Here is a 24,880-nt window from a genome sequence, read left to right on the forward strand (position 1 = left end):
CTATGCAGACTTCTTTTCATACCTTACAACAATTTGATCACGTTGCCGATGCCGTCAGCTACCTGAATCAACTTAAAAATACGCAAGCGGTAAAACTGGCCGCCCAACTCGACTCCGCAGCCCTGGTTGATTTACTAGAGAACCCAGACCTCCGGTGTGATTCCGATCTGGCAGCGTATTTGGCCGCAGCCGGCCGCGCTGAGGTCTTGGATCAGCTTGCCGAAGACCGCATGGCCGACTTGATGAGTGGCTTTGAGCCTCCCATCCGTCAACAGGCGCTAAACTTATTAAGCCCCACTACACGCGCCTCTGTACTACGCCTCATGAGCTACCCCCAAGGTACGGCGGGTAGCATTATGACCACTGAGTTTATTGAAGTACCTACTACCTGGACCGTAGCCCAAACCTTGCAACATATACGCGAGGTCGAAAGCACTCGCGAAACGGTATATGCGATTTATGTGGTAGACGATAGACAACGCCTTCGTTTTGTATTGCCTTTACGTCAACTGGTCTGTGCCGATCCCAGCTCGCCCCTCACCGATTTATGGACTGGCCAAACCCCTATTACTGTCGATGCCTTCATGGATCGCGAAGAGGTCGCCCACATAATCCGTCGTCACGATTTTTTAGCGTTACCAGTGGTCGACGACGAACAACAAGTGATTGGCATTGTGACCGTGGATGATGTCATTGATGCGCTTATGGAAGAGGCCGCCGAAGACTTCGGTCGCTTTGGGGGTGGAGAGCATATTGATCAGCCCTATTTAGAGGTAGGCTTTGGCACCATGTTACGTAAACGCGGGGGGTGGCTCGCTATTTTATTTTTAGGAGAAATGCTCACCGCCAGTGCTATGCAATATTATGAACTGGAACTAGAAAAAGCGGTGGTGCTTGCCATGTTTATCCCTCTCATCATGAGCTCTGGCGGTAACTCAGGCTCTCAGGCTACCTCTCTTCTGATTCGCGGCCTGGCCTTAAATGAAGTTCGCTTACGCGATTGGTGGCGAGTATTATTGCGTGAACTGCCTACAGGGCTCGTTTTAGGCGCAATGCTTGGCGCTATTGGCTTTAGTCGTATTTTTGTGTGGCAACATATTGGACTCTATGATTATGGTGAGCATTACTTACTGATTGGCTTTACCATTTGGATGTCCTTAATTGGCATTGTCTGCTTTGGGTCGAGCATTGGCTCCATGCTGCCATTTCTTTTACAGCGCTTTGGATTTGATCCAGCGAGCGCCTCGGCGCCACTCGTGGCTACACTTGTCGATGTGCTGGGGTTAGTGATTTATTTTTCTGTCGCTGCCCTCATCCTGACCGGTACCTTACTGTAACGCTGTTAACACATAGGCTCCCATATTTACGGGAGCCTATTTTTATGTCTTAAACGATCCATCCACGTAAAACCAACGCCCCTGCTCCCTCACAAAACGACTTATTTCATGCAAACGCGTTGCTCGGCCTTGGTATCGGCTGCGCGCAACAAACTCGACCTCTTGTTGCGTATCATCCATAATTGTATGTTGGCGAATTTGCAAACCCAGCCATTTCAAACCAATGGGATTCGGATCCAAATACTCAGGGCGCGTTTGTGGATGCCAAGTTTGTAACAGATATTCCAACTTATCCAAAACAAAAGCACTATAACGTGAGCGCATTAAGCTTTCTGCATCGGGTGCTTGTAGATAATGTTCTCCCTCGTGCCAACGTTGGCAGCAATCGGCATAGGATTTTGTACTTTGACAAGGACAAGGTTGCGTTTTCATTTTAAGCTTTCCCCTGCGCTAACGCGCCTTGGAAAAAAACTTTTTCCACCGTATCCACTACTTCGGCTTTGGTCATACGCCCTTGTTGTTCCGAAAAGATGAGCCCTGACATCAGCGCCCCCCATGTCTCTGTTAATGCACTCGCACTAATATCTATACGCAGCAACCCCTCTTGTTGCGCTTGTAAAAAAAAGGTGTCTAGCGTCTGATGCCAGCGCTGCTCAAGCTGGCTTAAGGCACTGATATTTAGATGACAACAAGCCACAAGCAATAAAATGCTTGCACCCTCGTCAAGGGAGCGCTGAGCCAAACGCACAAGCAATGGGCGGATATGGCGCGCATCAAAAACGAACTCATCCAGTATGGCGCTAAGCTTCGCTACGGCATAACTGACCGCTTTTTCGACTAGGCTTTCTCTTGCACCACCCAGACGATATAAGGTGGTTTTACCTATGCCCGCAGCTTCTGCTAATTCATTTAAACTCGCACTTGGATTAGTGGCTAAAGCGATAATTAAGTCGTCCATGCGTTGCCGTTTTTTTGCGTTCACCCTACCCTCCTTCACCGAATCAAAAACAAACCAAATGGAACGATTTTATTCCAATCAGTGATTCTAAAAGGATTCAAATAAAAGAGCAACGAACGAAAAACCCGCAGGGACAAAAAAACCACCCTAAAGGTGGTCTCTGTTCGTAATAGAAAATGGTGCCCCCCCGCGGAGTCGAACCGCGCACCAACGGATTATGAGTCCGCTGCTCTAACCAAGCATGAGCTAGAGGGGCCTGATTCATCTAAGGATGCATCAAAGATCATAATTATTACATAAACTAGGGCGGTTTGCCTAGTACTTAAACGCATAACAATCCTATTAGGATTTTTTCTCTACTTCGCCCCTGTCACAATGAGTTATGCTTGATTACGCACTGCCATATAGGTTGTGCGTCATACTGGTATCTTTCATTCATCTTCATCAGGAGAACGATAATGCAAAAACGTATCTGGGGTATGGCTGCACTGGCTGCCATCACACTAAGCGCCACCGCGTGGGCCGATTCGCTCTTAATTCCTATGCATATAGTGGATGAAAAAGGGGTACAAAAACAAATTGGTGAGGTCGCTGTCAACCCATCCGACTATGGCATGGTCTTTACCCCAGCGCTACAAGGCTTAGAACCCGGCCTACACGGCTTTCATATTCACGAAGCCCCCAGTTGCGAGCCATCAGAGCAAGATGGAAAAATGGTACCAGCCGGCGCAGCCAAAGGGCACTGGGATCCTGAAAACACCGGTCAGCACGGCGAGCCTTGGGGCAAAGGCCATCTTGGCGACCTTCCCCCTTTATATGTGGCTGAAAATGGTGAAGCCACGCAGCCGGTGCTCGCTCCACGCCTAAAAAACATCGATGATTTACGCGGGCATTCGCTCATGGTACACGAAGGTGGAGATAACCACTCCGATCACCCCAAACCCTTAGGAGGGGGAGGAGCCAGAGTGGCATGCGGTGTGATCCAATAATCGCATCACCAGACCGCCTATCTATGTAAATAGCCTCAAGGGGCTGGCTCGCCCCTACCCCTTGAGACCGTTTTGTGACTACATGTACATTAGTTTTGGCAAAAACAAAATAATCTCAGGGAAAAGAATAACCAAAAATACGCCAAGCACTAGCATAAGGAAAAACGGCAAAGCGGCTTTAGACAAATACACAATATCGTGCCCCGTCATCCCCTGCAAAACGAACAAGTTTAGCCCCACTGGTGGGGTGATTTGTGCCATTTCTACTACCAGCACCAAATATAAGCCAAACCAAATCGGGTCAATCCCTACGGCTTGCACGGCCGGCAGTAAAATCGCGGTAGTCAATACCACTATGGAAATCCCGTCTAAAAAGCTACCTAAAATGATGAAAAATAATGTCAGCACAATCAGCAGGGCATAGGGACTCATTCCCAGCTCTCCAATCCAGCGAGCTAAATTCATAGGGATATTCGAGTAACCCATCGCAATGGTGAGAAAAGCCGACCCCGCCAAAATAAAAGCAATCATCGACGAAGATAACATCGCGGCAATCAAGCTGTCTTTGAAGCTTTTCCAGCTCAAGTCACCAAAGGCCCAGCTCAATAGCAACGCAATTACCACCCCTACCGCCGCTGAGTCCGTCGGGCTTGCTAAGCCTAAATAAATAGAGCCCATAATCCCGATGATCAATAAGGTAACCGGCAATAGCGTACAGGTCGCCTTTAATTTCTGGACAAAAGATAACGGCGGGTCTTTAGCTGGTACTTTATCGGGGTTGCGCCATGACCAAATCGCCACATACGCCATAAATAGGCCAATCATCATCAGCCCCGGCAACACCCCAGCCACAAATAAACGCGCAATTGATAACTCTGCTGCTACCCCATAAACAATCAAAATAATCGAGGGTGGGATCAACAGACCTAACGTACCGGAACCAGCAATTGTGCCCACAACCAATTTTTCATCATAGCCCCGTGCTTTCAGTTCTGGCACCGTGACTTTGGCTACTGTTGCACAGGTGGCGGCGGATGAGCCGCTAACCGCAGCAAAAATCCCCGATGCCAAAATGCCTACATGTCCTAACCCCCCGGGCAGCGAGCGCATCCATGGTGCTAAACCACTAAATAAGTCTTTGGACATGCGTGAGCGGAACAGGATTTCCCCCATCCAGATAAACAAAGGCAAAGCCGCTAAAGACCATTCGGCCGAAGAGCTCCAAATATTTGTTGCCAATACATTAGTTAAGGGCGCGCTGGAAAATAAAAGTATCCCCACCACACCTGTCACAAACAAAGCAACGGATACCCATACCCCTAAAGCTAAGCTACCAATAAGCGTAATAATTAAAATCAAAGACAACCACACATCAGACATTACATGCCCTCCTCAGTAGGATCCGTGGCACGCAAAGCGGGTGATTGTTTATCACGCACCATTTCAATCAAAGTATCTACTGCAGCAATAGTAAAAATACCTGCTCCGATTGTTAGTACCAGCTGAGGTATCCATAAAGGTACGCGGACTAAACCGGATGCCGTATCGCCCCAATCCCAAGATTGGTATGTAAGCTCTGCCAAACTATATGTAAATAATGCCCCCATCAACACACCAATTAGGGCTACTAGAGTCAAGCTATAACGACGCCCCCTTAGGGAGAAGGTGTTTTCAACAAGAGTGACTCGAATATGAACGGCTCGACGCAAGCCTAAGCCTAAAGATAAAAAAGTAGCAAAACCTAGCGCATAACCAGAAAATAGCGCATAGGAAGGAATTAAAAACCCATAACTTTTGCCAAATAAAGAAAGTGCTACAAAATCGATCGTATTTAGCATGACCTGGCCAAACACCACAACCATGATCATTAGCAAAGATAATGCAGCGACGGCCCCACTACACTTATACAACCAGTCGAGACTTTTGCGCATTGTATTTCCTTAAAGAACGACGCAGCCTAAGCTGCGTCGATATCCCAAAATGACTGGAATTAATTGGAGTAAGCTTGAATAATATCTTCGCCCTGCTTACCGGCTTCTTTGCTCCACTCCGTCGCCATCTTAGCGCCGATTGCTTGAAGAGCCGCACGCAGCTCCTCTGTACCCTCGCTAACAGTGATGCCATGGTCGCGTAAGACCTGCCCCTGTTTAATACGATCCTCTTTGGACATTTCCCAACCACGCTGCTCCGCTTTTGCTGCAGCGTCTATTATGACTTTTTGCGTGGCCTCATCCAACGCCTCGAAGCTACGCTTATTTACTACAACCACGTTTTTAGGCAAAAAGGCGGCCACATCATAGTAATGCGTTAAAAAGTCCCAAGCACTGGAGTTCACCCCGGTTGATGCCGATGTAATCATGGCATTAACACGACCCGTGGTAAAAGCCTGGGCCAAATCGGTAGCCTCGATTTGGGTCGGCACAGCCCCTGCTAGCTGAGCAAAGCGCTCCGTTTGTGGGCTATAAGCGCGCATACGCAAGCCTTTCAGGTCCTCGATTTTTTCTATAGGACGCTCTGTGTAAAGCCCTTGAGGAGGCCAAGCCACTGAATACAACACCTTTAGGTTTTGTTTAGCAAATAGCTCATCCAGATACGGCTTAGAGACCTGATACATCTTAAATGACTCATCATAAGAGGTGGCCATAAAAGGAACAGAATCTAAAGCGAATACCGGATTTTCATTTGCCAAACCAGAAATGATAAATTCTCCCATTTCAATCTGCCGTGAACGCGTAGCATTTTTAATTTCGGCAGGTTTAATGAGTGACCCCCCTGGATGTACATTGATGGTGAGCTTGCCACCTGTGCCCTCTTCGATCTCTTTTACAAACTGGTTGATATTTTGTGTATGGAAGTTGGCTTCAGGATAAGCCGTTGCCATACGCCACGTTTGCGCTTGAGCTGCGGACAACGAAAAGGCCACCGCGGCACCTACAAAGACGAGTTGTTTTAGTTTCATATTTTCTCCTCGGGAGCCTAAAAAATAAGATAGGCTATTATTCTGAAATTCCAATGAAATAGAAATGGGGATCTCTACTAGGTCTGAAGCTGCTTTTACTCCTGCTTTTTCCCAAAACCTCCCCCCCCTGGGGTGTGAATCACAAATACATCACCTGCTTGCATCGCCACCGAGGCCGTTGCACTCAAATCCTCTCTTGTGCCATCCGTGCGCTCCACATAGTTTACGCCTAGTGCTCCTGGCTGACCTCCCGCCGCACCAAATGGGGGCACCCGACGACGATTCGCAAGAATAGAGGCCGTCATTGGCTTAAGAAAACGTATACGCCGTGTGCCACCGTTCCCACCTGCAGCCTGCCCAGCGCCCCCACTCCCTACTCGAATCGAGAACTCTTCTAATACAACGGGATAGCGCCATTCTAAAATTTCCGGGTCCGTAAGGCGTGAGTTCGTCATGTGGGTTTGCACCACGTCTGTTCCGGGAAAAACCTCGTGCGAGCCGTCAGTATTGAGAATTACCCCCGCGCCTGAACCGCCAGCAATGGTTTCATAATATTGGTATTCGTCATCACCAAAGGTAAAGTTATTCATCGTGCCTTGGGATGCCGCCATTACACCTAAAGCCCCGTATAATGCATCCGTAATGCACTGAGAGGTTTCGACGTTGCCCGCCACAGTAGCTGCAGGGTAGGTAGGATTTAACATACTACCAGCGGGAATAATGACCTCGATCGGCTTTAGGCACCCTTGGTTCATCGGAATCTCATCATTGACTAAAGTCCGGAACACATACAACACTGCCGCCATACAAACTGCCTTAGGCGCATTAAAATTGCTGCTTAGCTGCTCTGATGTCCCGGTAAAATCAACCACAGCACTACGCTCGGCTTTATTCACCCGCACCGCTACTTGAATGTGCGCGCCATTATCCAGCTCGTAATAAAACTCACCATCTTGCAGCACATCAATGACGCGACGCACGGACTCTTCCGCATTATCTTGTACGTGCTGCATATAGGCTTGCACCACGTCCAAACCAAATGACTGCACCATGCGCTGCAACTCTTGCACCCCTTTTTCATTAGCTGCAATTTGTGCGCGTAAATCAGCCAAATTTTGCTCTATATTGCGAGCAGGATAGGGGCCACTGGATAACAGCTCTCGCAAAGCCTCCGCTCGCATTTCCCCTTTTTCTACCAATTTAAAATTATCAATCAGTACACCCTCTTCCATCACGGTACGACTGCCAGGAGGCATGGACCCCGGCGTAACCCCCCCTACATCTGCATGGTGCCCACGCGAAGCGACAAAAAACAGTATGTTCTCATCCGCCGCATCGAAAATTGGCGTCACAACCGTAATATCAGGTAAATGGGTACCGCCATTGTAGGGGTCATTTAACACATAGGTATCACCGGGTTGCATCTGTCCCGCATTTTTCTGAATCACCGCTTTAATGCTCTCTCCCATCGAACCCAAATGCACAGGCATATGAGGAGCATTCGCAATTAAATTGCCTTGAGCATCGAACAAAGCACAAGAAAAATCCAAACGCTCTTTAATATTGACGGAAAAAGCGGTATTCGATAATGTGGCTCCCATTTGCTCAGCGATGGACATGAACAAATTATTAAAAATCTCCAACATCACGGGGTCCACATCCGTACCTATAGCCACTTTTTTAGCTTTGGCTTTCACACGGCTAAGCAACATCTCCCCAGCTGAAAGCAAATCGAGTTGCCATTCGGGCTCGACAATGGTGGTACCATTCTGATCAAAAACAATGGCGGGACCTAAAATGCGCACCCCTGTTTCTAGCTCATCACGGTTATATACAGGTGTGGAATGCGCCTGATCTTGCGAGAATACTCGCACATGCGCCAAAGCGGCCGGTGGCTCTAAAGGCTCTGTATTTGGGGCTGTAGGAACTAAATCCTCGCCGCTTTTACCAATCGCCTCTACTGACACGGCCTCTACAATCAGCGGCTTATCTCGCATTAAAAAGCTATAACGCTGCAAATACGCCTGATTAAACTGTGTCTGCATAGACTCTAGCGTGTCAAAATTCACAATCAACGCCGAATCGGTGCCCTCGTAACGCACATGAGCACGCGGAATCAATTGAATATGGCTTTCTCGTACCCCTTGGCGTAATACCTCTTCTTTAACCTGTTGTGCCAACGTATCAATACGTTGCGCACAATCCGCCAAAGCACTCTGCACTAAGGGGACTTCCATGCTGCTTTCACGCATCGCTGTAATATCCGCCAAGCCCATTCCATAGGCCGATAATACCCCCGCAAAGGGATGGATCAGCACACGTGACATACCAAGTGCATCGGCCACCAAACAGGCATGCTGCCCACCAGCCCCCCCAAAAGAAACCAGTGTATATTGGCTTACATCATAACCACGCTCAATGGAGATTTTTTTGACTGCGTTGGCCATATTCGCGACCGCAATTTGGATAAAGCCCTCTGCCACTTGTTCTGGGCTCGAGCGCACCCCCGTTTTCGCATAAATGTCCTCTGCCAGTTCAGCAAATTTTTGCTGCACCATCTCGTTATCCAACGGCTGATCTGCATTGGGGCCAAAAATAGTAGGGAAAAACTGGGGCTGTAGTTTTCCTAGCATGACATTACAGTCAGTCACCGTTAACGGTCCACCATTACGATAAGCCACAGGCCCTGGATAAGCGCCTGCTGAATGTGGTCCGACCCGCATACGCTGTCCATCAAAATGCACAATTGAGCCACCCCCAGCCGCAACGGTATGAATATTCATCATGGGAGCACGCAAACGCACTCCCGCTACCACCGTTTCAAAGAGTCGCTCAAAATGTCCATCGTAGTGAGAAACATCGGTGGATGTTCCCCCCATATCAAACCCAATTAACTTATCTGCACCAATAGCCGCAGCAATATGCGCCATGCCAACAATCCCACCTGCCGGTCCAGATAAGATCGCATCTTTACCTTGGAAATGATTCGCCGCTGTTAGCCCGCCATTCGATTGCATAAACATCAAACGCACATCATCAAGCTCACTCGCCACACGATTAACATAGCGACGTAACACGGGAGATAAGTAAGCATCCACCACAGTGGTATCGCCTCGGCCCACAATTTTCATCAAAGCACTCACCTGATGGGAGACCGAGATTTGCTCAAAACCCATTTTACGAGCCAGTTCCGCAATACGTAGCTCATGCTCAGCAAACTGGTAAGCATGCATCAGCACAATAGCAATAGAGCGAAATCCTTCATCATAAGCAGCTTGCAATTGCTCAATGGTGCGTGCCTCGTCCAGCGCTTGCTCTACCGTGCCATCGGCAAGCACACGCTCCTTTACCTCTTCTACGCGTTGATATAGCAACTCAGGTTTGACAATATGACGATGAAATAACTGAGGACGCGCTTGGTAACCAATCTGCAAGGCATCTTTAAAACCCTGCGTGATGAACAATACGGTGCGGTCCCCTTTGCGCTCTAATAATGCATTCGTCGCTACTGTCGTGCCCATTTTTACCGCTTCAATACTTTCTGTAGGTATCGGCGCATCTAACGCCACACCTAATAAACGACGAATTCCAGCTAATGCGGCATCTGGGTATTGCTCTGGGTTATCTGATAACAGTTTATGAGTGACCAACTGACCATCTGGCTGCTTAGCCACAATATCCGTAAACGTACCACCTCGATCTACCCAAAACTGCCATTTATTTAGTTTTACTTGTTTGTTGTCGTTCGTGTGCTGCATGAAAAGACCCTAATAAACCATAATTTGTCACTAGTTTGCTAAGATAATTGCGCTAACTCAAGCGATTTATTTTTATGCGTATTGATAAGAAAATATTATCAATACTAAATAAAGTCTAGGCTTGAGCTAAAGCCGTCTTTTCTACAAGCACGAATGGGGAAAACCCCGATTACCCAACTAAAACTGCAGGTTTTCCACTGGCGATAGCATCCTGGTGTAAAGCTGCATAACTATCCATTGCATGCTGACTTAACTCTATTATCGTAGACAAGATGGCAAAAACTGGCTCGGGCCGCCAACTTGCCACTAGCTGCATATCCGGCAGCGGTGGATAATGCACGGCGTTATACAACTGTTTTTGTTTTATTTGCGTACGGAAAACAGCAGAAGGCATCACTCCTACACAGTCACCCGCTTGTAATAGCTGCAACCCCGCAGCTATAGACGACACAAAATGAATACGTGGCCTTAGCTCAAGCCCTTGCTGCTCGAGTAACTCCAGTAAAAACAAGTGAGGCTGAGAATGACGAGGAAAAGTCACCACAGTCCAGTTTTCTAATAGTTCAGCCAAGGTTGCAGGAGCAGGATCCACACCCGCTGCCATCATCCACGCCATCTTAAATTTACCTATAGGAGCATTACGAATCCCCTTTTCAATCACAGGATCGGTTTGTAACGCTACATCAATTAAGCCTCGCTTTAATAAATCATGTAAGCGTCGACTTGACTCCACTGTTAACTCAAGCTCTACATTAGGGTGTTCCTTTTGAAGCTGTTGTAAAAATAATGGGAACCACGTATAGATAATGGACTCCATGACACCTAATCGCACGCGCCCTCGCAATACAGTTGGCGCGGCTAACTCAGCTCGTAATTCATGCTCGACGTGTAAAATATGCTCAGCATGGTGAAGTAGCCGCTGTCCTGCTGGACTTAACCGTAACAAACGACCGTGGCGTTCAAACAGCACACAGCCTAAATCAGCTTCCAGTGCCGCCATACGCCCCGATACCGCCGCTTGCGTGATATGCAATTTACTCGCGGTAGCTCTAAAACTACCTAAGCGCGCTACCCAAACAAAGGTTTCTAAAAACCGAATATTCACTGCTTTATCCTATGCGTAAAGAGAAGACTATTGTATCCTTCGTGCTACTCTGTACTGCGCTTTTTATTGTTTTTCTATTATGTCGTTATTTCACCCTCGCAATCGTCATCGTGGTCGTTATGATTTTGAACGCTTATATGCGGTTTGTCCTGAGCTCAAATCCTTTACCCGTCTCAATCCTTCCGGGCGTTACACCATTGACTTTGCGGACCCACGTGCAGTCAAGCTCCTTAATCTAGCTATATTGAAAAGTGATTATGGGGTGGTGTATTGGGATATTCCTGAAAACTATCTTTGTCCACCTATCCCCGGCCGCGCAGATTATATTCATGCCTTGGCGGATTTACTTGCGCATTCACATGGCACCATTCCCACCGGTTCAGCAGTACGTGTTTTAGATATAGGCGTAGGGGCTAACTGTATTTACCCTCTGCTCGGACAGGCCGAATACGGGTGGTCTTTTGTCGGTACAGACATTGATAAAAAAGCACTGGCTTGCGCACAAACCATTATTGATCGTAATCAGCTTAGCGCCGAAATTAGATTGCGACATCAACCTCATCCCCATGCAATTTTTGAACATGTAGTACAACCAACCGACCAGTTTGCCCTAAGTCTATGTAACCCCCCCTTTTTTCACTCAGCAGAACAAGCACAACAACAAAATCAGCGCAAGTGGAAAGGATTAGGTCAAAAAAATACGCAACGTAATTTTGGTGGTCAAAGTAATGAGCTATGGTGCGATGGCGGCGAAGTCGCTTTTATCTCTCGCATGATAGAACAAAGCCAAGCTTATAAAACACACATCACTTGGTTTAGCAGCTTAGTGTCGCGCGAGGCGATTCTACCCGTGCTACGCAAGCAATTGCAACGCGTCTGTGCCCAACACGTCCATGTCATTGAGATGGCACAAGGGCAGAAAAAAAGTCGCTTAATTGCGTGGCAATTTTAAGAAAACGCTCAAGGCTGCACGAAATACGCCACCACTCGTGCCGCTGAGCGCAGTACAGGAAAATATTGTTGCCCTAACCAATATAACCAACCGGCACGCTCCCAGCCCTCAAAGCTCATGACATCACAGCTACCCTGATAGCGCAACGCCGTATGCCATTTTTCGATGGCGCGATCATCATCAATACCAAATTGAAATTGCGCCGGTGTGAGCCGTACAGCATCGTGCCAGTTAGATCCTGTACTTAACCAGCGACTAATCACATCAAAATGCAGTTCGGCTCCAACAAACCGTTGCGCTAAATGGGCAAATAGCTGTTGATTTTGCTCTGGTGAAAAATACATCAGCACCCCTTCCATAACAAAGGCAAACGTCGCCCGTGGATGCTTCTTTTGGAGTTTCTCCATCCATGTCGTTTCAAACATGCATGAGGCTATATAAGTCTCATTAGCTAAAGGAGCTAATAACTGCTTTCTAAATGTTATTACCTCGGGCACATCAATCTGATAGAAAGGTGTATCTGCTACCTCAGCCCCTAGACGCTGACAACGTGTATCTAAACCATAACCTAAATGCACCACCACAGCATTCGTATGTTTTTTTACAAACTGGCGCACAATCGCATCAAAATAAGCGGCTCGCAAAACCACCCCTGTCATACTGGCTGGCGCCTGTTCAAATTTGGCAAAATCATAATCAATTTTTTGTACTAGTTCCTGTGCGAGTGGGTCTTTTAGTAATGTCGGAACCTGATGCTGCTCTCGCGCTCGCGCATACAGTGGAATAAAAAGTGTTTCACATACAGCGGAAAATGAGTGAGCAGAAGTACGCATCCCATAGCTCTCCTTTGGATTAAGATTTTTATCTATTTTTAATTATTAATTAATTATGACATCTTATCAAAAATCTTTCCTTAACCAAATGCAAAACAAGATTTTTTTCACATTAAATAATTTAGAATGGCCCTTTAAATATAAAAAAAGCTCCTATAAAAATAAAAGAAAAACCAAGAGCATGGTTTAAAGTAAAACTTTCTTTTAAGTATAAAATAGAGAAAAAAACAAACACCACTAGAGTGATGACTTCTTGGATGGTTTTAAGCTCTGCTGCGCTATACACCTGATGGCCAATACGATTCGCCGGCACAGCCAAACAATATTCAAATAAAGCAATAAGCCAACTAATTATAATTACTTTAGATAATGTACTATGCGGGTATTTCAAATGCCCATACCAAGCCAGCGTCATAAAAACATTAGAACAAATTAATAAAAGTATAGGTACAACTTTAGGTAACAGCATAGTCTAAACCCTCTTTTTTTCTGCCGTATCAGCGCCCTTTTTCTCCTACTATAACCTCAGCATTCGGACGCTTACATGCTAAGATTAACGTTTGTTTGCCCTAAGCTATCACATATTATGCGTTCTCTGTTTGCTTTATCTACGTTTCGTCACCACATACAAAATAACGCCTATCTTTGGGTCTGTTTTGCCATGATAGTTGGGGTCATGGGTACGGCATTAGCCAGTCCGCTATACCCAATTTATCAGACAGCTTGGCAGCTTACTGCAGGTGATATTACGATCCTGTATGTTATCTATATGGCATCTGCACTCAGTAGCCTTTTATTTCTTGGTCGGCTTAGTGATCAAAAAGGCTTCGTTTTTGTGCTCAGAGTCGGACTCATTCTTATTACTACTGGTATTTTTCTATCAGCTATTGCTTGGAGCTATACTTCGTTTTTAATAAGCCGGATTTTTATTGGCTTGGCCTCTAGCTTAATTGTGACCTCAGCCTCTATTGGTCTCACCAAACTAAGCCGTTCTCGAGACTTACAACGAGCGGCCGCCACTACAAGCCTATTGATCGCATTTGGCTTTGGGGTGGGCCCTGTTATGGGTGGCCTAATCGCCCAATGGGCTCATTACCCACTACGCTCTAGCTACTTTCCCTCAATGATAATGGGGCTTATTGCAATTTATGCCATGTTTTTATTGCCTGCGGCCCCACATCAACCCCAAAACCCACCCAAAAAAGCCAGTTGGTGGCGTCCATCTTTGCATATCCCTAGCGCTCAAGCACGCACTCCTTTTTTCGTTGGGGCCTTTGCTGCCTTTGCTGCATTTTCTATGTTTAGCTTGTTTGCTTCACTCGCACCAAGTTTTATGGATAGTATGGTGCCGTGGCATGGGCCTGCTGTCAGCGGTCTTTCTATTGGCATTATTCTTTTTATGTCCTCGGGTTTTCAGCTTTGGGTACGCCAATGGCCACTAAAACGTAGTCTACTTATTGGTCTTTTTGCTTTTAGCACCAGCAATCTCCTGCTGATCGCCAATCTACAACACGCTTCCGTGCTCCTTTTTGCTAGTAGTTTAATCCTCACTGCTATGGGCCATGGCTTATGTTTGATTTCAGGCATGGGTATCGTAAATCACATTGCGCTTCCTGAGCATCGTGCTGCCACCACTTCTAGCTATCTGATCATCGCTTATCTAGGCGCCATCGTGCCTATTCTTGCACTGGGCTTTTTAGCAGACCTTTTTTCAATGCCAGTGGCCTTGGTCTGTTTTTGCTTCGGTTTATTTATTTTTAGTTCTACTCTAGGGGTTTTGGCCTTCAAAAAACTGCGCCTGCCCGCACTCACATGACAAAAGTGTTAATTACTATACAATGAACCTCGAGTGCGTGAATGATGCGGTCTTGCGCCACATACTCACATCTTATCAACAGGGTTATCCACAGGTTTTGGGGATAACTTTAAAAGTCGATTTACACTTAAACTCCACACCAGCCCCTCGTACACTCAGGAATACAGCACGATAAAAAATCGATACACCTCTTTCTTCGACTGTAAGAAAATCAAAATTTAACTATTAAAAACAAGCACTTAAAAGAAAAATCTAATTTATAAAATGAAAAAACAAGCGTAAGTAAAGCGTCAGAGCCTTCTTGACTCTGACGCTTTTTTATGCGTGTCGATTTGTAACCATCCAAAAAAATGGCCCTTGACAAAAAAGATATCCACTATTTATTGCTTCTCGTTCATCTCTCTGTCATATGAAGAGAATTTAGCGACAAACTCGATTGATTAAAGCGGGCTGCGCTATAAATGGGTTCACATTACCTTGGATAGCAGCAATACGCTGATTCCGAATCTGCTCCCAACGATCAACTGGATACGCCTTAGCCCACACGCAATACAAACGACGCTCCTGTGCGCTTAAATTCAAGTTGTACTCATTGACCATGTAAAAGGTAATACGTGCAATACGACCACGTACCGCTTCTGGAGGCTGAACCCGACGCCCTTTGAAATCCACAAGCATACGACATTGCCCATACATACGCGGTGTCCGGCTCCACACACTAAACCGAAAATTACCGCGATCATTGTTTACCTCACCAATCGCCGGAACCAGGTTATGCAAATCGCCTTCGGCTTTGGCATACACCGGATCATTTTTAGCACAATGCGAGCGCCCCCCCTGTTGCCAACACTGCCGCTGGTGGCCAATAGCCCAAGCAGGTACCACATGCTCCCATTCCACTCTTCCCGCGCGTCTAGGATCTTTGCGAATGCGATAGCCACAAGAGTTCAAATCCACCACTTTATCTTGGTACGAGCAACCACAATAAAAGGTTTGATTCATCCCCTGGTGCACTAATGGCAGCATCGTTTTAGCACGGCTAAAATTTCGATGCCCTACCTCATTTTTTCGGCTGACAAGCTCTGTGGCGCTACCAGGCACAGCCACACATAATAAAAACAAAAGAGATACTAAGCGTTTCATAGCGCCTAGTGTACTCGTGTTGCTCGTGCCTTGCCTAGTTAACTACGGAGTGGGCTCCGCATGTAAAAATCGTAATACGGGCGTGGCATCCTGCAAAGCATCGGCCATATCATGCAAAACATCCACCAATACAGGATCATGAAGCTGCTGTGCTGCCATCAATCGGTGCCAAGCAATAATGCTATATCCAAAATTAACTAAACTTAATAATCCTTTTGGGGTGTCCGTACCCATCCACTGCAACAAGCGTAGTATATGTCTTGCCATACGCGCACGCCATTGCGCAACCTGTTGTGGGGGACGTTGCTGAATCATGGTACGCAAGCTTTGTATCATTTGTGCTACCAATCGACGCCCCCATCTTTGCGTTTGACGAGGCAGCAAATAAAAGCTTCCACATACTAAGGCCGCACCAAGAATCAATGCCGCCAAGCTGACTTTGTTAGGAGTGATTTCTGGATTTTGACGGCGCAAAGCGGCGATAGGCTCCCCACGGGCAAACTGTTGACTAAATAAACGCAACTGCTCTACCGTTTCTGGCGAAACCTGCAAATCCCGCCGCCGTATTCGCCGCTTGGGCTTCTAGCTGTGATATATCGATATTAACGCGACGCAACATCTGATCAATTTTGTGCTGATCCTGCTCAGTCAATAAAATCACTGTAGCCTGTGCCGAATCTGCGGCCAGCTGACGCACCTGCTTATAAAAACGCTGGCGCGGACTTTGTGGTGTGCCCCAGCCGGTAATAATGGTTCCGACCAGCACCCCAATCAATGTACATTGGATGCGCGCCCACGCTAAATCAAAAGCCTGGTCAGGGGCTAATAAAGCGGGCAGCACAACTACCGATACCGTGATCCCTGATAGCAAAGCGATATAACTACGCACCCCTTGCAAAATATGCAAAGCCCCTGCGCTTAAAAAAATCACCATCGCCATCAAGACCAATTGCCACAAAGGCTGGACTAGCATCAAAATCAATAACCCTGCGCCAGCCCCAATCAACGTGCCAATCACTCGATAAATGGCACGCTCTACCAATACGCCACGAGTGGATTGTGCAATAACCCATACCGGCATCGCCGCCCAGTATGGGTTATCGACCTTTAAGATCACGGCAAGGATAAAAGCCAACCACGCCGATAACGCCAACAGCATAGCCTTTTTTATCCCGGCTCGATTCAGTTGTATAAAAGCACCAGTTTGAGCTGTCATCTCTCATTTATTCCTTGTCATCTATTTGACATTTTGTAGTGGATGGGCGATAACCGATTGATTAAGTTGGTTAACTTTATTATGTCGTCCTTATCCCCCTCTCACCGTATCGCTTTAGAGCAACGCATCCAGCCCTTGTTACAAGCCCAACGACAAGAGCCAGTTGTTCTTCATCATGACAATACCGCTTATGTAGTGAAATTTGCACGTCGTGAAGCAGGTCGTTTATGGCGTGAACATCTAAGTAGCTTTATTATCTGGCTGCTATTTCAACAGCGCGTGTCACCGTACCAGCTACGAGCTGGCTCTATCGCGCACGAAGCCCAACGTCTACGCCAACTCAGAGCGGCTGGAATCACTGTACCCGCCCTCTATCTTGAAACCCCTGATTATATTGTCATGGAACACTGTGGCGAATCCGTCGAGTATCGATTACGGCGTACCCCCTACGATCGTGATCTTTTGCAAGCTATTGTCCAAAGCTTGATACAGCTACACAAACAACAGCAATGGCATGGCGGCGCTCAAGTACGTAATCTAACCATTAAAAACCAACGGTTATATCGCATAGACTTTGAGGAAAACACCGGCAATGCCATGCCTTTGGCCTTGGCCCAAGCCTATGATGTCTTGCTTTGCTTTAATTCACTTGCCACACATATCCAGCAAAATCAAACACTTGGTGTTGAGTTACTACAAAGGTACCTACAGCAAACGCAACAACCCGAAGTACGGCATCTACTCATTAAAGTCGATCGCTACTTGCAAAGACTCCAACGTTTGCTGCCTTTACTTGGTAAAAAATTACAACACAGCAAAGACATACGCCAAACCCGTTACTTTGCCGCCATTTTGCATCAAAGCCTACAGGCTGACGCGTCTTCTTAACTTAAATAGGTGTTTTTTAAATTACTATAATTGGTGGCGCTATAACTAAAAAACTGTTTTTCTTTCTCCGTCAAGGGACGCACTGCTTTTGCTGGACTACCGACATAAAGATAACCACTCTGCAAACGTTTACCCTGGGGCACTAAACTGCCAGCACCAAGAATTACCTCGTCCTCGATCACTGCCCCATCCATCACAATACAGCCCATACCCACTAAGATACGGTTACCTAAGGTGCACCCATGCAAAATGACTTTATGCCCTACTGTAACCTCATCGCCCAGCGTTAACGGGTAGCCCTCGGGGTTAAACGGCCCAGCATGGGTGATATGCAAGACGCTACCATCCTGAATACTACAACGTTTACCAATGCGAATCCGATGCATATCACCACGTATGACAGCATAGGGCCAGACTGAAGAATCCTCTCCTATCTGCACATCGCCAATAATCACTGCTGTGGGATCCACCCACACGTTTTCCGCCAATTGTGGTGTGAGGTTGTTAAATGGGCGCACGTTTGTTTTCATATTGATCTCCTTTTAGACAAGCCTGTACTTGCAGGCCATTGGCGTTAACTCCAGTAATCAAAACCCGCTGTCCTACCTCCAGGGGCGCTTGCGCATAAGCCGCATAAAAGGAATCCTCCACACGTACACGCCCCCGTCCTTCCGCAAAATTCTGACTTACAATGGCCTCTTGCCCCACCAACTGATCTAACCCCTGATTTAACTTAGAACGGGATGAGGATTTTTCTGTGTTTGACCAACGAATACCCACTAACACCGCCCCTACAATGCTAACGGCCAACACGAAAAGCTGCAAAATGACCGGCGCTGTAGGGAATAGCCACAAGAAAATCCCCACTACCACGGTACCCAAGCCTATCCACATTAAAAAAGCCCCGGGCAGGACAATCTCAAGTAACAGCAACAATAACGCCGCACTCCACCAATACCATGGCGAATCAAAAAGCGCATGAATCATGATGACTTCACTTGTTTTAATAGCTCTGAAACCCCAGCCACAGCACCGGTGACACCCGCTGCCTCGATAGGCATAAGCACCAACTTACTGTTGTCCGATGTGCCAATTTTTTGAAGTGCCTCTACATATTTCACACCAAGAAAATACTGAATAGCTTGCACATCGCCCTCTTGAATCGCAGCCGACACATCACGTGTAGCACGGGCTTCCGCCTGCGCTTCGCGTTCGCGAGCTTCTGCGATCAGTATCGCTGCCTGCTTTTCCCCCTCGGCGCGCAAAACAGCAGCCTGTCGCATTCCTTCGGCTTGTAAAATCTCCGCCTCTTTATCGCCATTGGCTTTGGTGACCACTGCACGACGATGGCGTTCTGCCGTCATTTGTAAATTCATGGCTTCCTGTAGCTCGGGCGACATATTTAAATCTCGTATTTCAATACGAGTAATTTTAATCCCCCATGGTGCCGTAGCGGCATCCACTGCTGCTAATAATCGCTCATTGATTTCCTCGCGATTAGAAAGCATATGATCGAGCTCCATCGACCCCAACACCGAGCGTAAATTAGTCGTGGTCAAATTAATCACCGCATGCGTAAGATTATCCACTTGATAAGCCGCCTTAGGCGCATCAATAATACGAAAAAACACCACCCCATCAGCTGTTACTGCTGCATTATCCCGACTAATTACGGTTTGAGAAGGAACATCTAAGACGGACTCCATCATGGATAACTTATGGCCAACTCGATCCATAAAAGGCACAATTAAACTTAAGCCCGGCTCTAAGGTACGCGTATAGCGCCCAAAACGCTCCACCGTCCATTGCTGTCCTTGAGGCACTACTTTGACTCCACCAGCGATTACCGCTATTGCCAACACCACTAACAAACCACTAAAAGATAATAAGGCGTCCATGCTTGCTCCAAAAAATAAGCCGATAACGCATTATCGGCTTATACAGTAATAAATTAAACCTCTACAAGACGCTATAAGCGAATGCCTGAGCTATTAAAAACGATAAATAGAAGCCACGCCAGAGTCTGTCGGCATATAACGGGTAGGGATCACCATAACCTGACCACTGCGGCGTAGTACCATTTCCGCTAAATCATCCAATATATCCTCGGCATCAGGAGCCGTAAAATCGCTTAACAGCTCAACCTGACGCGAATCACGATGGATACGCCCAGCAACCTGTTTATCCGCATCGACGAGTAAGGTTTCCACTCGCCCATCCAGAATAGCAGCTAAAGTACGCTGCAAATCCCCATTAGCCAAGCCAGTTCCATGCTGCTGATTAAATGTAGCTACTGTATCCTGTACGCGTTTAGCTGCTATCGGCTCAACAATCTCCCAAACTTTTTGACGTAATTGATCTACAGTCAAGGCTGACGGATCAATCGACACGCCCTGCTCTAGCAAGTAGGGATTATTAGACAGCTTACGAAACACCCCTTGATACTCTGCGAGCGTCACCAAGACCAATGGAAGCTGACTGTGCTTACTCACATGCTCGTGAACAGCTTTATCCACCACTCGGAAAAAGCGCTCCACATCCACTTCTAAGGCATCATTTTTGCCCCCATGGCCATGATGCATGGCCATTCCTGGTCGAGCCGCCGGCCCTAGGCCATAATTTGCAACTTTTTGGTAAGGCTCCGTTAACTCTGTACCAAGCGCTTTATCCACGGTATCCGGGAAATCGTGATCAAACACCACAAAGTCCAACGCATCCCGATTACCCTCAAATACTTTGATCGCAGAACGTGTTAAACACAATACTTGAAAGCGATCTTGGGTTTGGGTTTGTCGCAATAAGGGCTTGATATGCCATGAATCCGATACCACGGCAAAATCTGGCGTAGCCCGCTGCAAATGAAAGACCTCAAAACGATCGGCATTCGCCAAAACCGCTATACCATCTAGCGTATGCTGCCAAAAATCCAGATTTTCTGCTAAGTCATAAAAAGGCTTAAGCAAAGACTGATATTCCTTAGCGGGGTATGTGGAGTCTAAAGACTGCTCCAACTGCTTGACTAAGTTTTTGTAGCGTATCGGGTCTTGCGCGTTCTCGGGGTGGCTCCGATGAGTGGCTTGATACAACGATAAACAAGGCCCCTCTTGCTTTTGAAGCAAAGACTGCAAGTTTTGTATATTGAGCTGCTGCATAATGCCTCCTAATGTAGGTAAAGGATGGGTAAGCACAATCAAGCAAGCAGATCTTATTTGTTTTGTGCTTTTCCTATCGCCGAAGTAAGCACTCGATTTAACTGGCGTGTGGCCTCTGTGATCGCTAGAACGATATTATCTGCACGATGCTCCGCACTGACTGGCTGCATCCCTGCTGGCCGCGCCTCCACAAGACAACGTTTGTCTTCTGCTCCGGCTTTACCACTATTCACATCCGATAAGTGATATTCCACACGCGTTAAGTGTTGGCGCTGGTGCTTCAGCTCTTGGGTTGCTATCGCTTCGATACGCTCGCGCAAGCTTTCTGTATTTTGAATGTGATTATCTGTATTTATTTGTATTTGCATAAGACATCCTTATTCATTAATAAAATCACACAAAAGCCAAGATATTTATGATCTTGCTTTATTCCATAGTACCTTATTTTAATTTTTTTGTTCGCTCCAAAGCTTATTCGTATTTTTTCTTTTCAATTTCTTTCAATTCACACAACCATAACCGCAAAGCAAGAACAACTAGGAAAAACCCCAATAGTATGATATACTGTATCTTTAACCCAAATAATTAATAATTACAGGAGTTCTTTATGTTTAAACACATTTTGCCTCAAGAAGCACACGTTCATTCCCGTGCCCAACAACCTACTTTTGACCGTCATCTACAACAATCTGCTTTTGCCCCACTTGCTACGGCGGTCCACTCTGGCGCAACTCGTCTTTTAAAACGTTTATCTAGTCGACGTTTCTCATAATGAAAAAGCCGCGTTGTTATACGCGGCTTTTTTTATATCCATACCATCCCAACAATTAGGGCTGATGACTTTGATGGGAACGCTTTAGCGCCAACCCAAGAGCCAACATGCCCCAACCTTGAAATATCAAATCAATAGCAAGCAAAACCCCCAAGATCACCAGACTGTTTTCCGGCCATCCCATGGCTATTAACAACCCCGTCAACAGACTCAAAACCCCACTCAGAGCTAACCACCGCCACCCTTGTTGCGCTCGATTCTGATACCAAATCCATAAACGCAATGCTCCCATCGCTATTAACGCGCCGCCTAGCAAGAGAGTTAAGACCGCCGCCCCCGCCACAGGGTTAGCTAAAGCGAACACCCCAGCCAATACATAGAGCACCCCCACTACGCTCCACCAAACAAATGCTTGCCAAGGTTTTAACCCCCATGCATGCACTAATTGCGCTGCTCCACCAATAATCATTAACATCGCAATGAAAACAACACTGGCTAAAGTAGCCGCAATCACATAGATCATGGCGAGCCCACCCAGTAGTAATAACACCACACCAAGCCCGACAAACCACCCCCAACGCGCACGCAGCTGTTGTAATACATGAGCAAGCGCTTTTGCTTTATCCCCATTCATCATCTACTCCTTAATTAAGCTCTACATTATTTTTCATCATAAACCCATTTTCGTCTAATATAAATGATGAATACTTATCATTTATATTGAATTTTTACTGATTCATTATGACCAAACAAACAGATAACTTCTGGCATCAACGCTTTCTTCAAGATAGCTACTTCTATGGCACACAGCCTAATGACTTTTTAAAAGCGCAGGCCCATGTTTTACCTAAAGGTGGTCGCGTGCTTTCCATTGGCGAGGGCGAAGGCCGTAATGCCGTATTTTTAGCCGAGCAAGGCTTTGAGGTCACCGCGCTTGATGCAGCGCAATCCGGTTTAGATAAGGTTCAGCGTTTGGCCACAGAGCGTGGTGTAACTGTGAACACCCTGTGCGTGGATTTAAATGACTATGTCTTCGAACCACAACAATGGGACGCTATTATTAGCATTTTTTGCCATCTCCCCCCTGCATTACGAACCCGTGTACATCAAGGCGTAGCTCAGGCTCTCAAAGCAAATGGGGTATATCTTTTAGAGGCCTACGTGCCTAAGCAACTACAGTACGGTACAGGCGGCCCCAAAAGCTTAGACCTGTTATATCAAGCTTCTAGCTTAAAACAAGATTTACAAGGTTTAGATTTTCTCCTGCTTGAAGAAATCGAACGAGAAATTTATGAGGGGGATGGTCACCATGGTCTATCCGCAGTTGTACAGCTCATCGCTAAAAAAACGCCTAATCCCTAAGCCGTAGTGGCGGGCCCTCATAAATAAAACGCGGGTACGATTGCGCTAATTGAAAATGTACGCTTATGGTGTGAGTCAAAGCATGAATCACACCATAACCAGCGGGCTCTAAGCTTGTTTCAGCCGCACCAGTTTGTGTCGAGTGAAAATGGTGCTGGTGACTGGTACCCGCCACCGTCGCAAAGGGCACCCCCTGCCAGACGCCTGCGGCAGGACGATGCACATGGCCTGCAAACATATAAGCCACTTTTTGCGTGCTAGTTATTAACTGCATCACCGCCGCATGCTCGCGCAGTTTGATCCAGTCCATACTAGGAAACTGCATATCCATAACGGGATGATGGGAAAACAACAATACCGGCAGCATACTGGATTGCAGTACCTGTTCTAACCATTGCAAACGCCAAGCACAATACTCCCCCTCGGGTGAGCCAGGCGATAACGTGTCCATAAAAACAAGACGATAATCGGCTGTATCCCTGTAACTCTGTATGAAGCCATGGGGATCTGTACCCTGTTCGGGAAAATAGTGTAAAAACCGCTCGCGATGATCATGATTACCCACAAGCAGCTGAGTGGGCATAGGTAAGGCCGCCAGCTCCTCTTTAAGCGCCGCATAAGCTAACGCCTCACCCTGATGCGTTAAATCCCCTGTCACCACACAAAGATCGGCATCCCCATGATGAGCGCACGCGTGCTCAATTAAATTTCGCAACTGCAAAACAGGGTCTAAACCAAACAAACGCTGCCCAGCCGGAACCACATGTAGATCAGAAAAATGAAGGATTTTCATGGATTAACGTATGCCCGCTCGTAAAAACGCCTGAATAAAATGACGTTGAAATAATAGAAAACCTATCAGCAATGGCGCAATCATCATCAATGTGGCCGCACTAATCAATGCAATGCTAACCCCGCTTTCAGGAGCACCAAATAAGGACAAGCCCACTGTTAACGGACGTGTATGATGAGAACTACTCATTACTAAAGGCCATAAGAAGTTATTCCAATGTGTCGACACCGATACCAACGCATATGCTACATAAATGGGTTTAGCTAAAGGTACATATACATGCCAAAGTACCCCAAACCAACCGCAACCTTCCACACGCGCGGCGTCCTCAAGCTCACGGGGTATCTGTTTAAAGTGCTGGCGTAATAAAAACACCCCAAAAGCACTGGCCATATACGGCAGTCCCATACCCAAAATGGTATCCACCAAGCCTAACCGAGAAACCATTGCATAGTTTTCTACGATCAAAACCTCAGGCAAAATAAAAAGCTGCAATAAAATAATGCTAAATAATAGATCACGTCCCCTAAAACTAAACCGTGCAAAAGCAAAAGCCGCCAAGGTGCACAGGACAAACTGTCCGACTAAAATCACCCCGACTAATACCGTGGTATTAAACAAATACTGCAACCAAGGCGCTTGCTGCCAAGCCGTTTTAAAATTGCTAAGGCTCCAACCTTGGCGCCAGTCCCACTGTAATGCGGCCTCTGGCGTTCTAAACGCTGCCCACACAGCAAAAAAAAGGGGGGCTATCCACAAAAAGGCTAATAACCAAGCGCCCATCTGATCGATAAACGCCCCCCATGCTCTGGGTCGTACACCTGTTACCGTGACTGATGTCTTCATC

Annotated in this window: 27 protein-coding genes and 1 tRNA gene; 7 read left to right on the top strand and 21 right to left on the bottom strand. The window is 46.7% G+C overall.

Features of this window, described 5'->3' with window-relative positions; translation table 11 throughout:
• Window positions 1-2 precede the first annotated feature (2 nt).
• Entirely contained in the window at window positions 3-1,337 is a 1,335-nt protein-coding gene (mgtE, locus tag ABD980_RS02130) for a magnesium transporter (RefSeq protein ID WP_345369268.1), read from the top strand.
• Window positions 1,338-1,379: 42 nt separating this feature from the next.
• Here the strand turns inward: mgtE and ABD980_RS02135 are convergent, their stop codons facing one another.
• The 3 genes from ABD980_RS02135 to ABD980_RS02145 all read right to left on the bottom strand — a co-directional run bounded on the left by ABD980_RS02135 (window position 1,380) and on the right by ABD980_RS02145 (window position 2,551).
• Complete coding sequence (locus tag ABD980_RS02135) at window positions 1,380-1,769, bottom strand: YchJ family protein (RefSeq protein WP_345369270.1); 390 nt, start codon at window positions 1,767-1,769, stop codon at window positions 1,380-1,382.
• Window position 1,770: 1 nt separating this feature from the next.
• A complete protein-coding gene (locus ABD980_RS02140; RefSeq protein WP_300646951.1) occupies window positions 1,771-2,319 on the bottom strand; it encodes a TetR/AcrR family transcriptional regulator in 549 nt (182 codons plus the stop codon).
• Between the two features lie 153 nt (window positions 2,320-2,472).
• Window positions 2,473-2,551, bottom strand: a tRNA-Ile gene (locus ABD980_RS02145).
• 202 nt (window positions 2,552-2,753) lie between these two features.
• On the opposite strand from ABD980_RS02145, the gene sodC reads away from it, so the two are divergent.
• On the top strand, window positions 2,754-3,284 hold the full coding sequence (sodC, locus tag ABD980_RS02150) for a superoxide dismutase [Cu-Zn] SodC (protein ID WP_345369273.1): 531 nt from the start codon (window positions 2,754-2,756) through the stop codon (window positions 3,282-3,284).
• A gap of 78 nt (window positions 3,285-3,362) precedes the next feature.
• Here sodC and ABD980_RS02155 read toward each other — a convergent pair whose 3' ends face one another.
• The 5 genes from ABD980_RS02155 to ABD980_RS02175 form a co-directional block, all read right to left on the bottom strand.
• On the bottom strand, window positions 3,363-4,664 hold the full coding sequence (locus ABD980_RS02155) for a TRAP transporter large permease (RefSeq protein ID WP_300646949.1): 1,302 nt from the start codon (window positions 4,662-4,664) through the stop codon (window positions 3,363-3,365).
• Complete coding sequence (locus ABD980_RS02160) at window positions 4,664-5,215, bottom strand: TRAP transporter small permease (RefSeq protein WP_300646948.1); 552 nt, start codon at window positions 5,213-5,215, stop codon at window positions 4,664-4,666. Before ABD980_RS02160 ends, ABD980_RS02155 begins: the two co-directional genes overlap by 1 nt.
• A gap of 59 nt (window positions 5,216-5,274) precedes the next feature.
• The gene (locus tag ABD980_RS02165) at window positions 5,275-6,243 is read right to left on the bottom strand and encodes a TRAP transporter substrate-binding protein (protein WP_345369276.1); all 969 of its coding nucleotides are present in this window, start codon (window positions 6,241-6,243) and stop codon (window positions 5,275-5,277) included.
• 95 nt (window positions 6,244-6,338) lie between these two features.
• Complete coding sequence (locus ABD980_RS02170) at window positions 6,339-10,001, bottom strand: hydantoinase B/oxoprolinase family protein (protein WP_345369278.1); 3,663 nt, start codon at window positions 9,999-10,001, stop codon at window positions 6,339-6,341.
• A gap of 169 nt (window positions 10,002-10,170) precedes the next feature.
• The gene (locus tag ABD980_RS02175; protein ID WP_345369280.1) at window positions 10,171-11,106 is read right to left on the bottom strand and encodes a LysR family transcriptional regulator; all 936 of its coding nucleotides are present in this window, start codon (window positions 11,104-11,106) and stop codon (window positions 10,171-10,173) included.
• 79 nt (window positions 11,107-11,185) lie between these two features.
• Here ABD980_RS02175 and rlmF point away from each other — a divergent pair, with 79 nt between their 5' ends.
• Window positions 11,186-12,058, top strand: a complete 873-nt coding sequence (rlmF, locus tag ABD980_RS02180; RefSeq protein ID WP_345369282.1) for a 23S rRNA (adenine(1618)-N(6))-methyltransferase RlmF — start codon at window positions 11,186-11,188, stop codon at window positions 12,056-12,058.
• A gap of 8 nt (window positions 12,059-12,066) precedes the next feature.
• On the opposite strand, the gene ABD980_RS02185 is transcribed toward rlmF, so the two are convergent.
• Both ABD980_RS02185 and ABD980_RS02190 read right to left on the bottom strand, forming a co-directional pair.
• Complete coding sequence (locus ABD980_RS02185) at window positions 12,067-12,891, bottom strand: class I SAM-dependent methyltransferase (RefSeq protein ID WP_345369284.1); 825 nt, start codon at window positions 12,889-12,891, stop codon at window positions 12,067-12,069.
• Between the two features lie 121 nt (window positions 12,892-13,012).
• Window positions 13,013-13,357 (bottom strand): DMT family protein, encoded by a 345-nt coding sequence (locus tag ABD980_RS02190; protein ID WP_260650491.1) that lies wholly within the window; start codon window positions 13,355-13,357, stop codon window positions 13,013-13,015.
• Between the two features lie 120 nt (window positions 13,358-13,477).
• On the opposite strand from ABD980_RS02190, the gene ABD980_RS02195 reads away from it, so the two are divergent.
• Window positions 13,478-14,707 carry an MFS transporter gene (locus ABD980_RS02195; protein WP_345369286.1) on the top strand — a complete coding sequence of 410 codons (1,230 nt, stop codon included), beginning with the start codon at window positions 13,478-13,480 and terminating at the stop codon, window positions 14,705-14,707.
• Between the two features lie 420 nt (window positions 14,708-15,127).
• Here the strand turns inward: ABD980_RS02195 and ABD980_RS02200 are convergent, their stop codons facing one another.
• Genes ABD980_RS02200 through ABD980_RS02210 form a run of 3 tightly spaced genes read right to left on the bottom strand, consistent with a single transcriptional unit; the run spans window position 15,128 to window position 17,066 of the window.
• Entirely contained in the window at window positions 15,128-15,850 is a 723-nt protein-coding gene (locus ABD980_RS02200; RefSeq protein WP_345369287.1) for an endonuclease, read from the bottom strand.
• Window positions 15,851-15,892: 42 nt separating this feature from the next.
• Window positions 15,893-16,402 carry an FUSC family protein gene (locus ABD980_RS02205; protein ID WP_345369289.1) on the bottom strand — a complete coding sequence of 170 codons (510 nt, stop codon included), beginning with the start codon at window positions 16,400-16,402 and terminating at the stop codon, window positions 15,893-15,895.
• Window positions 16,359-17,066, bottom strand: a complete 708-nt coding sequence (locus ABD980_RS02210; protein WP_345369290.1) for an FUSC family protein — start codon at window positions 17,064-17,066, stop codon at window positions 16,359-16,361. The genes ABD980_RS02205 and ABD980_RS02210 overlap by 44 nt, the downstream gene beginning before the upstream one ends.
• An 81-nt stretch (window positions 17,067-17,147) precedes the next feature.
• Between ABD980_RS02210 and ABD980_RS02215 the strand changes: the two genes are divergently transcribed.
• On the top strand, window positions 17,148-17,954 hold the full coding sequence (locus tag ABD980_RS02215) for an RIO1 family regulatory kinase/ATPase domain-containing protein (protein WP_345369292.1): 807 nt from the start codon (window positions 17,148-17,150) through the stop codon (window positions 17,952-17,954).
• On the opposite strand, the gene ABD980_RS02220 is transcribed toward ABD980_RS02215, so the two are convergent.
• The 5 genes from ABD980_RS02220 to ABD980_RS02240 form a co-directional block, all read right to left on the bottom strand.
• A complete protein-coding gene (locus tag ABD980_RS02220) occupies window positions 17,951-18,484 on the bottom strand; it encodes a gamma carbonic anhydrase family protein (protein ID WP_260650462.1) in 534 nt (177 codons plus the stop codon). The genes ABD980_RS02215 and ABD980_RS02220 overlap by 4 nt on opposite strands.
• Window positions 18,459-18,941 (bottom strand): NfeD family protein, encoded by a 483-nt coding sequence (locus ABD980_RS02225; protein WP_300647384.1) that lies wholly within the window; start codon window positions 18,939-18,941, stop codon window positions 18,459-18,461. Before ABD980_RS02225 ends, ABD980_RS02220 begins: the two co-directional genes overlap by 26 nt.
• Window positions 18,938-19,852, bottom strand: a complete 915-nt coding sequence (locus ABD980_RS02230; protein WP_260650460.1) for an SPFH domain-containing protein — start codon at window positions 19,850-19,852, stop codon at window positions 18,938-18,940. Before ABD980_RS02230 ends, ABD980_RS02225 begins: the two co-directional genes overlap by 4 nt.
• Window positions 19,853-19,945: 93 nt before the next feature.
• A complete protein-coding gene (locus tag ABD980_RS02235) occupies window positions 19,946-21,106 on the bottom strand; it encodes a baeRF3 domain-containing protein (RefSeq protein ID WP_345369298.1) in 1,161 nt (386 codons plus the stop codon).
• Between the two features lie 53 nt (window positions 21,107-21,159).
• Window positions 21,160-21,474 carry an HPF/RaiA family ribosome-associated protein gene (locus tag ABD980_RS02240; protein WP_260650458.1) on the bottom strand — a complete coding sequence of 105 codons (315 nt, stop codon included), beginning with the start codon at window positions 21,472-21,474 and terminating at the stop codon, window positions 21,160-21,162.
• A 239-nt stretch (window positions 21,475-21,713) separates the two neighbouring features.
• Between ABD980_RS02240 and ABD980_RS02245 the strand changes: the two genes are divergently transcribed.
• Window positions 21,714-21,878, top strand: a complete 165-nt coding sequence (locus ABD980_RS02245; protein ID WP_260650457.1) for a hypothetical protein — start codon at window positions 21,714-21,716, stop codon at window positions 21,876-21,878.
• 55 nt (window positions 21,879-21,933) lie between these two features.
• On the opposite strand, the gene ABD980_RS02250 is transcribed toward ABD980_RS02245, so the two are convergent.
• Complete coding sequence (locus ABD980_RS02250; RefSeq protein ID WP_345369301.1) at window positions 21,934-22,515, bottom strand: HdeD family acid-resistance protein; 582 nt, start codon at window positions 22,513-22,515, stop codon at window positions 21,934-21,936.
• Between the two features lie 104 nt (window positions 22,516-22,619).
• Between ABD980_RS02250 and ABD980_RS02255 the strand changes: the two genes are divergently transcribed.
• Complete coding sequence (locus ABD980_RS02255; protein WP_345369303.1) at window positions 22,620-23,240, top strand: SAM-dependent methyltransferase; 621 nt, start codon at window positions 22,620-22,622, stop codon at window positions 23,238-23,240.
• Here the strand turns inward: ABD980_RS02255 and ABD980_RS02260 are convergent.
• Both ABD980_RS02260 and ABD980_RS02265 read right to left on the bottom strand, forming a co-directional pair.
• A complete protein-coding gene (locus ABD980_RS02260) occupies window positions 23,230-24,033 on the bottom strand; it encodes a phosphodiesterase (protein WP_345369305.1) in 804 nt (267 codons plus the stop codon). The two genes, ABD980_RS02255 and ABD980_RS02260, sit on opposite strands and share 11 nt — an antisense overlap.
• A 3-nt stretch (window positions 24,034-24,036) precedes the next feature.
• Window positions 24,037-24,879 (bottom strand): carbohydrate ABC transporter permease, encoded by an 843-nt coding sequence (locus ABD980_RS02265; protein ID WP_345369307.1) that lies wholly within the window; start codon window positions 24,877-24,879, stop codon window positions 24,037-24,039.
• Window position 24,880 lies beyond the last annotated feature (1 nt).

Source organism: Paenalcaligenes hermetiae (assembly GCF_039543645.1).
Classification (GTDB): domain Bacteria; phylum Pseudomonadota; class Gammaproteobacteria; order Burkholderiales; family Burkholderiaceae_B; genus Paenalcaligenes; species Paenalcaligenes hermetiae.

What these genes read in the sequence shown, in the direction of transcription:
- ABD980_RS02250 (WP_345369301.1), bottom strand. Translation starts at nt 22,515, where the DNA reads ATGATGAATGGGGATAAAGCAAAAGCGCTTGCTCATGTATTACAACAG.
- mgtE (WP_345369268.1), top strand. Translation starts at nt 3, where the DNA reads ATGCAGACTTCTTTTCATACCTTACAACAATTTGATCACGTTGCCGAT.
- ABD980_RS02195 (WP_345369286.1), top strand. Translation starts at nt 13,478, where the DNA reads ATGCGTTCTCTGTTTGCTTTATCTACGTTTCGTCACCACATACAAAAT.
- ABD980_RS02230 (WP_260650460.1), bottom strand. Translation starts at nt 19,852, where the DNA reads ATGGACGCCTTATTATCTTTTAGTGGTTTGTTAGTGGTGTTGGCAATA.
- ABD980_RS02200 (WP_345369287.1), bottom strand. Translation starts at nt 15,850, where the DNA reads ATGAAACGCTTAGTATCTCTTTTGTTTTTATTATGTGTGGCTGTGCCT.
- ABD980_RS02220 (WP_260650462.1), bottom strand. Translation starts at nt 18,484, where the DNA reads ATGAAAACAAACGTGCGCCCATTTAACAACCTCACACCACAATTGGCG.
- ABD980_RS02240 (WP_260650458.1), bottom strand. Translation starts at nt 21,474, where the DNA reads ATGCAAATACAAATAAATACAGATAATCACATTCAAAATACAGAAAGC.
- ABD980_RS02235 (WP_345369298.1), bottom strand. Translation starts at nt 21,106, where the DNA reads ATGCAGCAGCTCAATATACAAAACTTGCAGTCTTTGCTTCAAAAGCAA.
- ABD980_RS02165 (WP_345369276.1), bottom strand. Translation starts at nt 6,243, where the DNA reads ATGAAACTAAAACAACTCGTCTTTGTAGGTGCCGCGGTGGCCTTTTCG.
- ABD980_RS02155 (WP_300646949.1), bottom strand. Translation starts at nt 4,664, where the DNA reads ATGTCTGATGTGTGGTTGTCTTTGATTTTAATTATTACGCTTATTGGT.
- sodC (WP_345369273.1), top strand. Translation starts at nt 2,754, where the DNA reads ATGCAAAAACGTATCTGGGGTATGGCTGCACTGGCTGCCATCACACTA.
- ABD980_RS02225 (WP_300647384.1), bottom strand. Translation starts at nt 18,941, where the DNA reads ATGATTCATGCGCTTTTTGATTCGCCATGGTATTGGTGGAGTGCGGCG.
- ABD980_RS02160 (WP_300646948.1), bottom strand. Translation starts at nt 5,215, where the DNA reads ATGCGCAAAAGTCTCGACTGGTTGTATAAGTGTAGTGGGGCCGTCGCT.
- ABD980_RS02210 (WP_345369290.1), bottom strand. Translation starts at nt 17,066, where the DNA reads ATGACAGCTCAAACTGGTGCTTTTATACAACTGAATCGAGCCGGGATA.
- rlmF (WP_345369282.1), top strand. Translation starts at nt 11,186, where the DNA reads ATGTCGTTATTTCACCCTCGCAATCGTCATCGTGGTCGTTATGATTTT.
- ABD980_RS02265 (WP_345369307.1), bottom strand. Translation starts at nt 24,879, where the DNA reads ATGAAGACATCAGTCACGGTAACAGGTGTACGACCCAGAGCATGGGGG.
- ABD980_RS02215 (WP_345369292.1), top strand. Translation starts at nt 17,148, where the DNA reads ATGTCGTCCTTATCCCCCTCTCACCGTATCGCTTTAGAGCAACGCATC.
- ABD980_RS02170 (WP_345369278.1), bottom strand. Translation starts at nt 10,001, where the DNA reads ATGCAGCACACGAACGACAACAAACAAGTAAAACTAAATAAATGGCAG.
- ABD980_RS02185 (WP_345369284.1), bottom strand. Translation starts at nt 12,891, where the DNA reads ATGCGTACTTCTGCTCACTCATTTTCCGCTGTATGTGAAACACTTTTT.
- ABD980_RS02260 (WP_345369305.1), bottom strand. Translation starts at nt 24,033, where the DNA reads ATGAAAATCCTTCATTTTTCTGATCTACATGTGGTTCCGGCTGGGCAG.
- ABD980_RS02255 (WP_345369303.1), top strand. Translation starts at nt 22,620, where the DNA reads ATGACCAAACAAACAGATAACTTCTGGCATCAACGCTTTCTTCAAGAT.
- ABD980_RS02135 (WP_345369270.1), bottom strand. Translation starts at nt 1,769, where the DNA reads ATGAAAACGCAACCTTGTCCTTGTCAAAGTACAAAATCCTATGCCGAT.
- ABD980_RS02245 (WP_260650457.1), top strand. Translation starts at nt 21,714, where the DNA reads ATGTTTAAACACATTTTGCCTCAAGAAGCACACGTTCATTCCCGTGCC.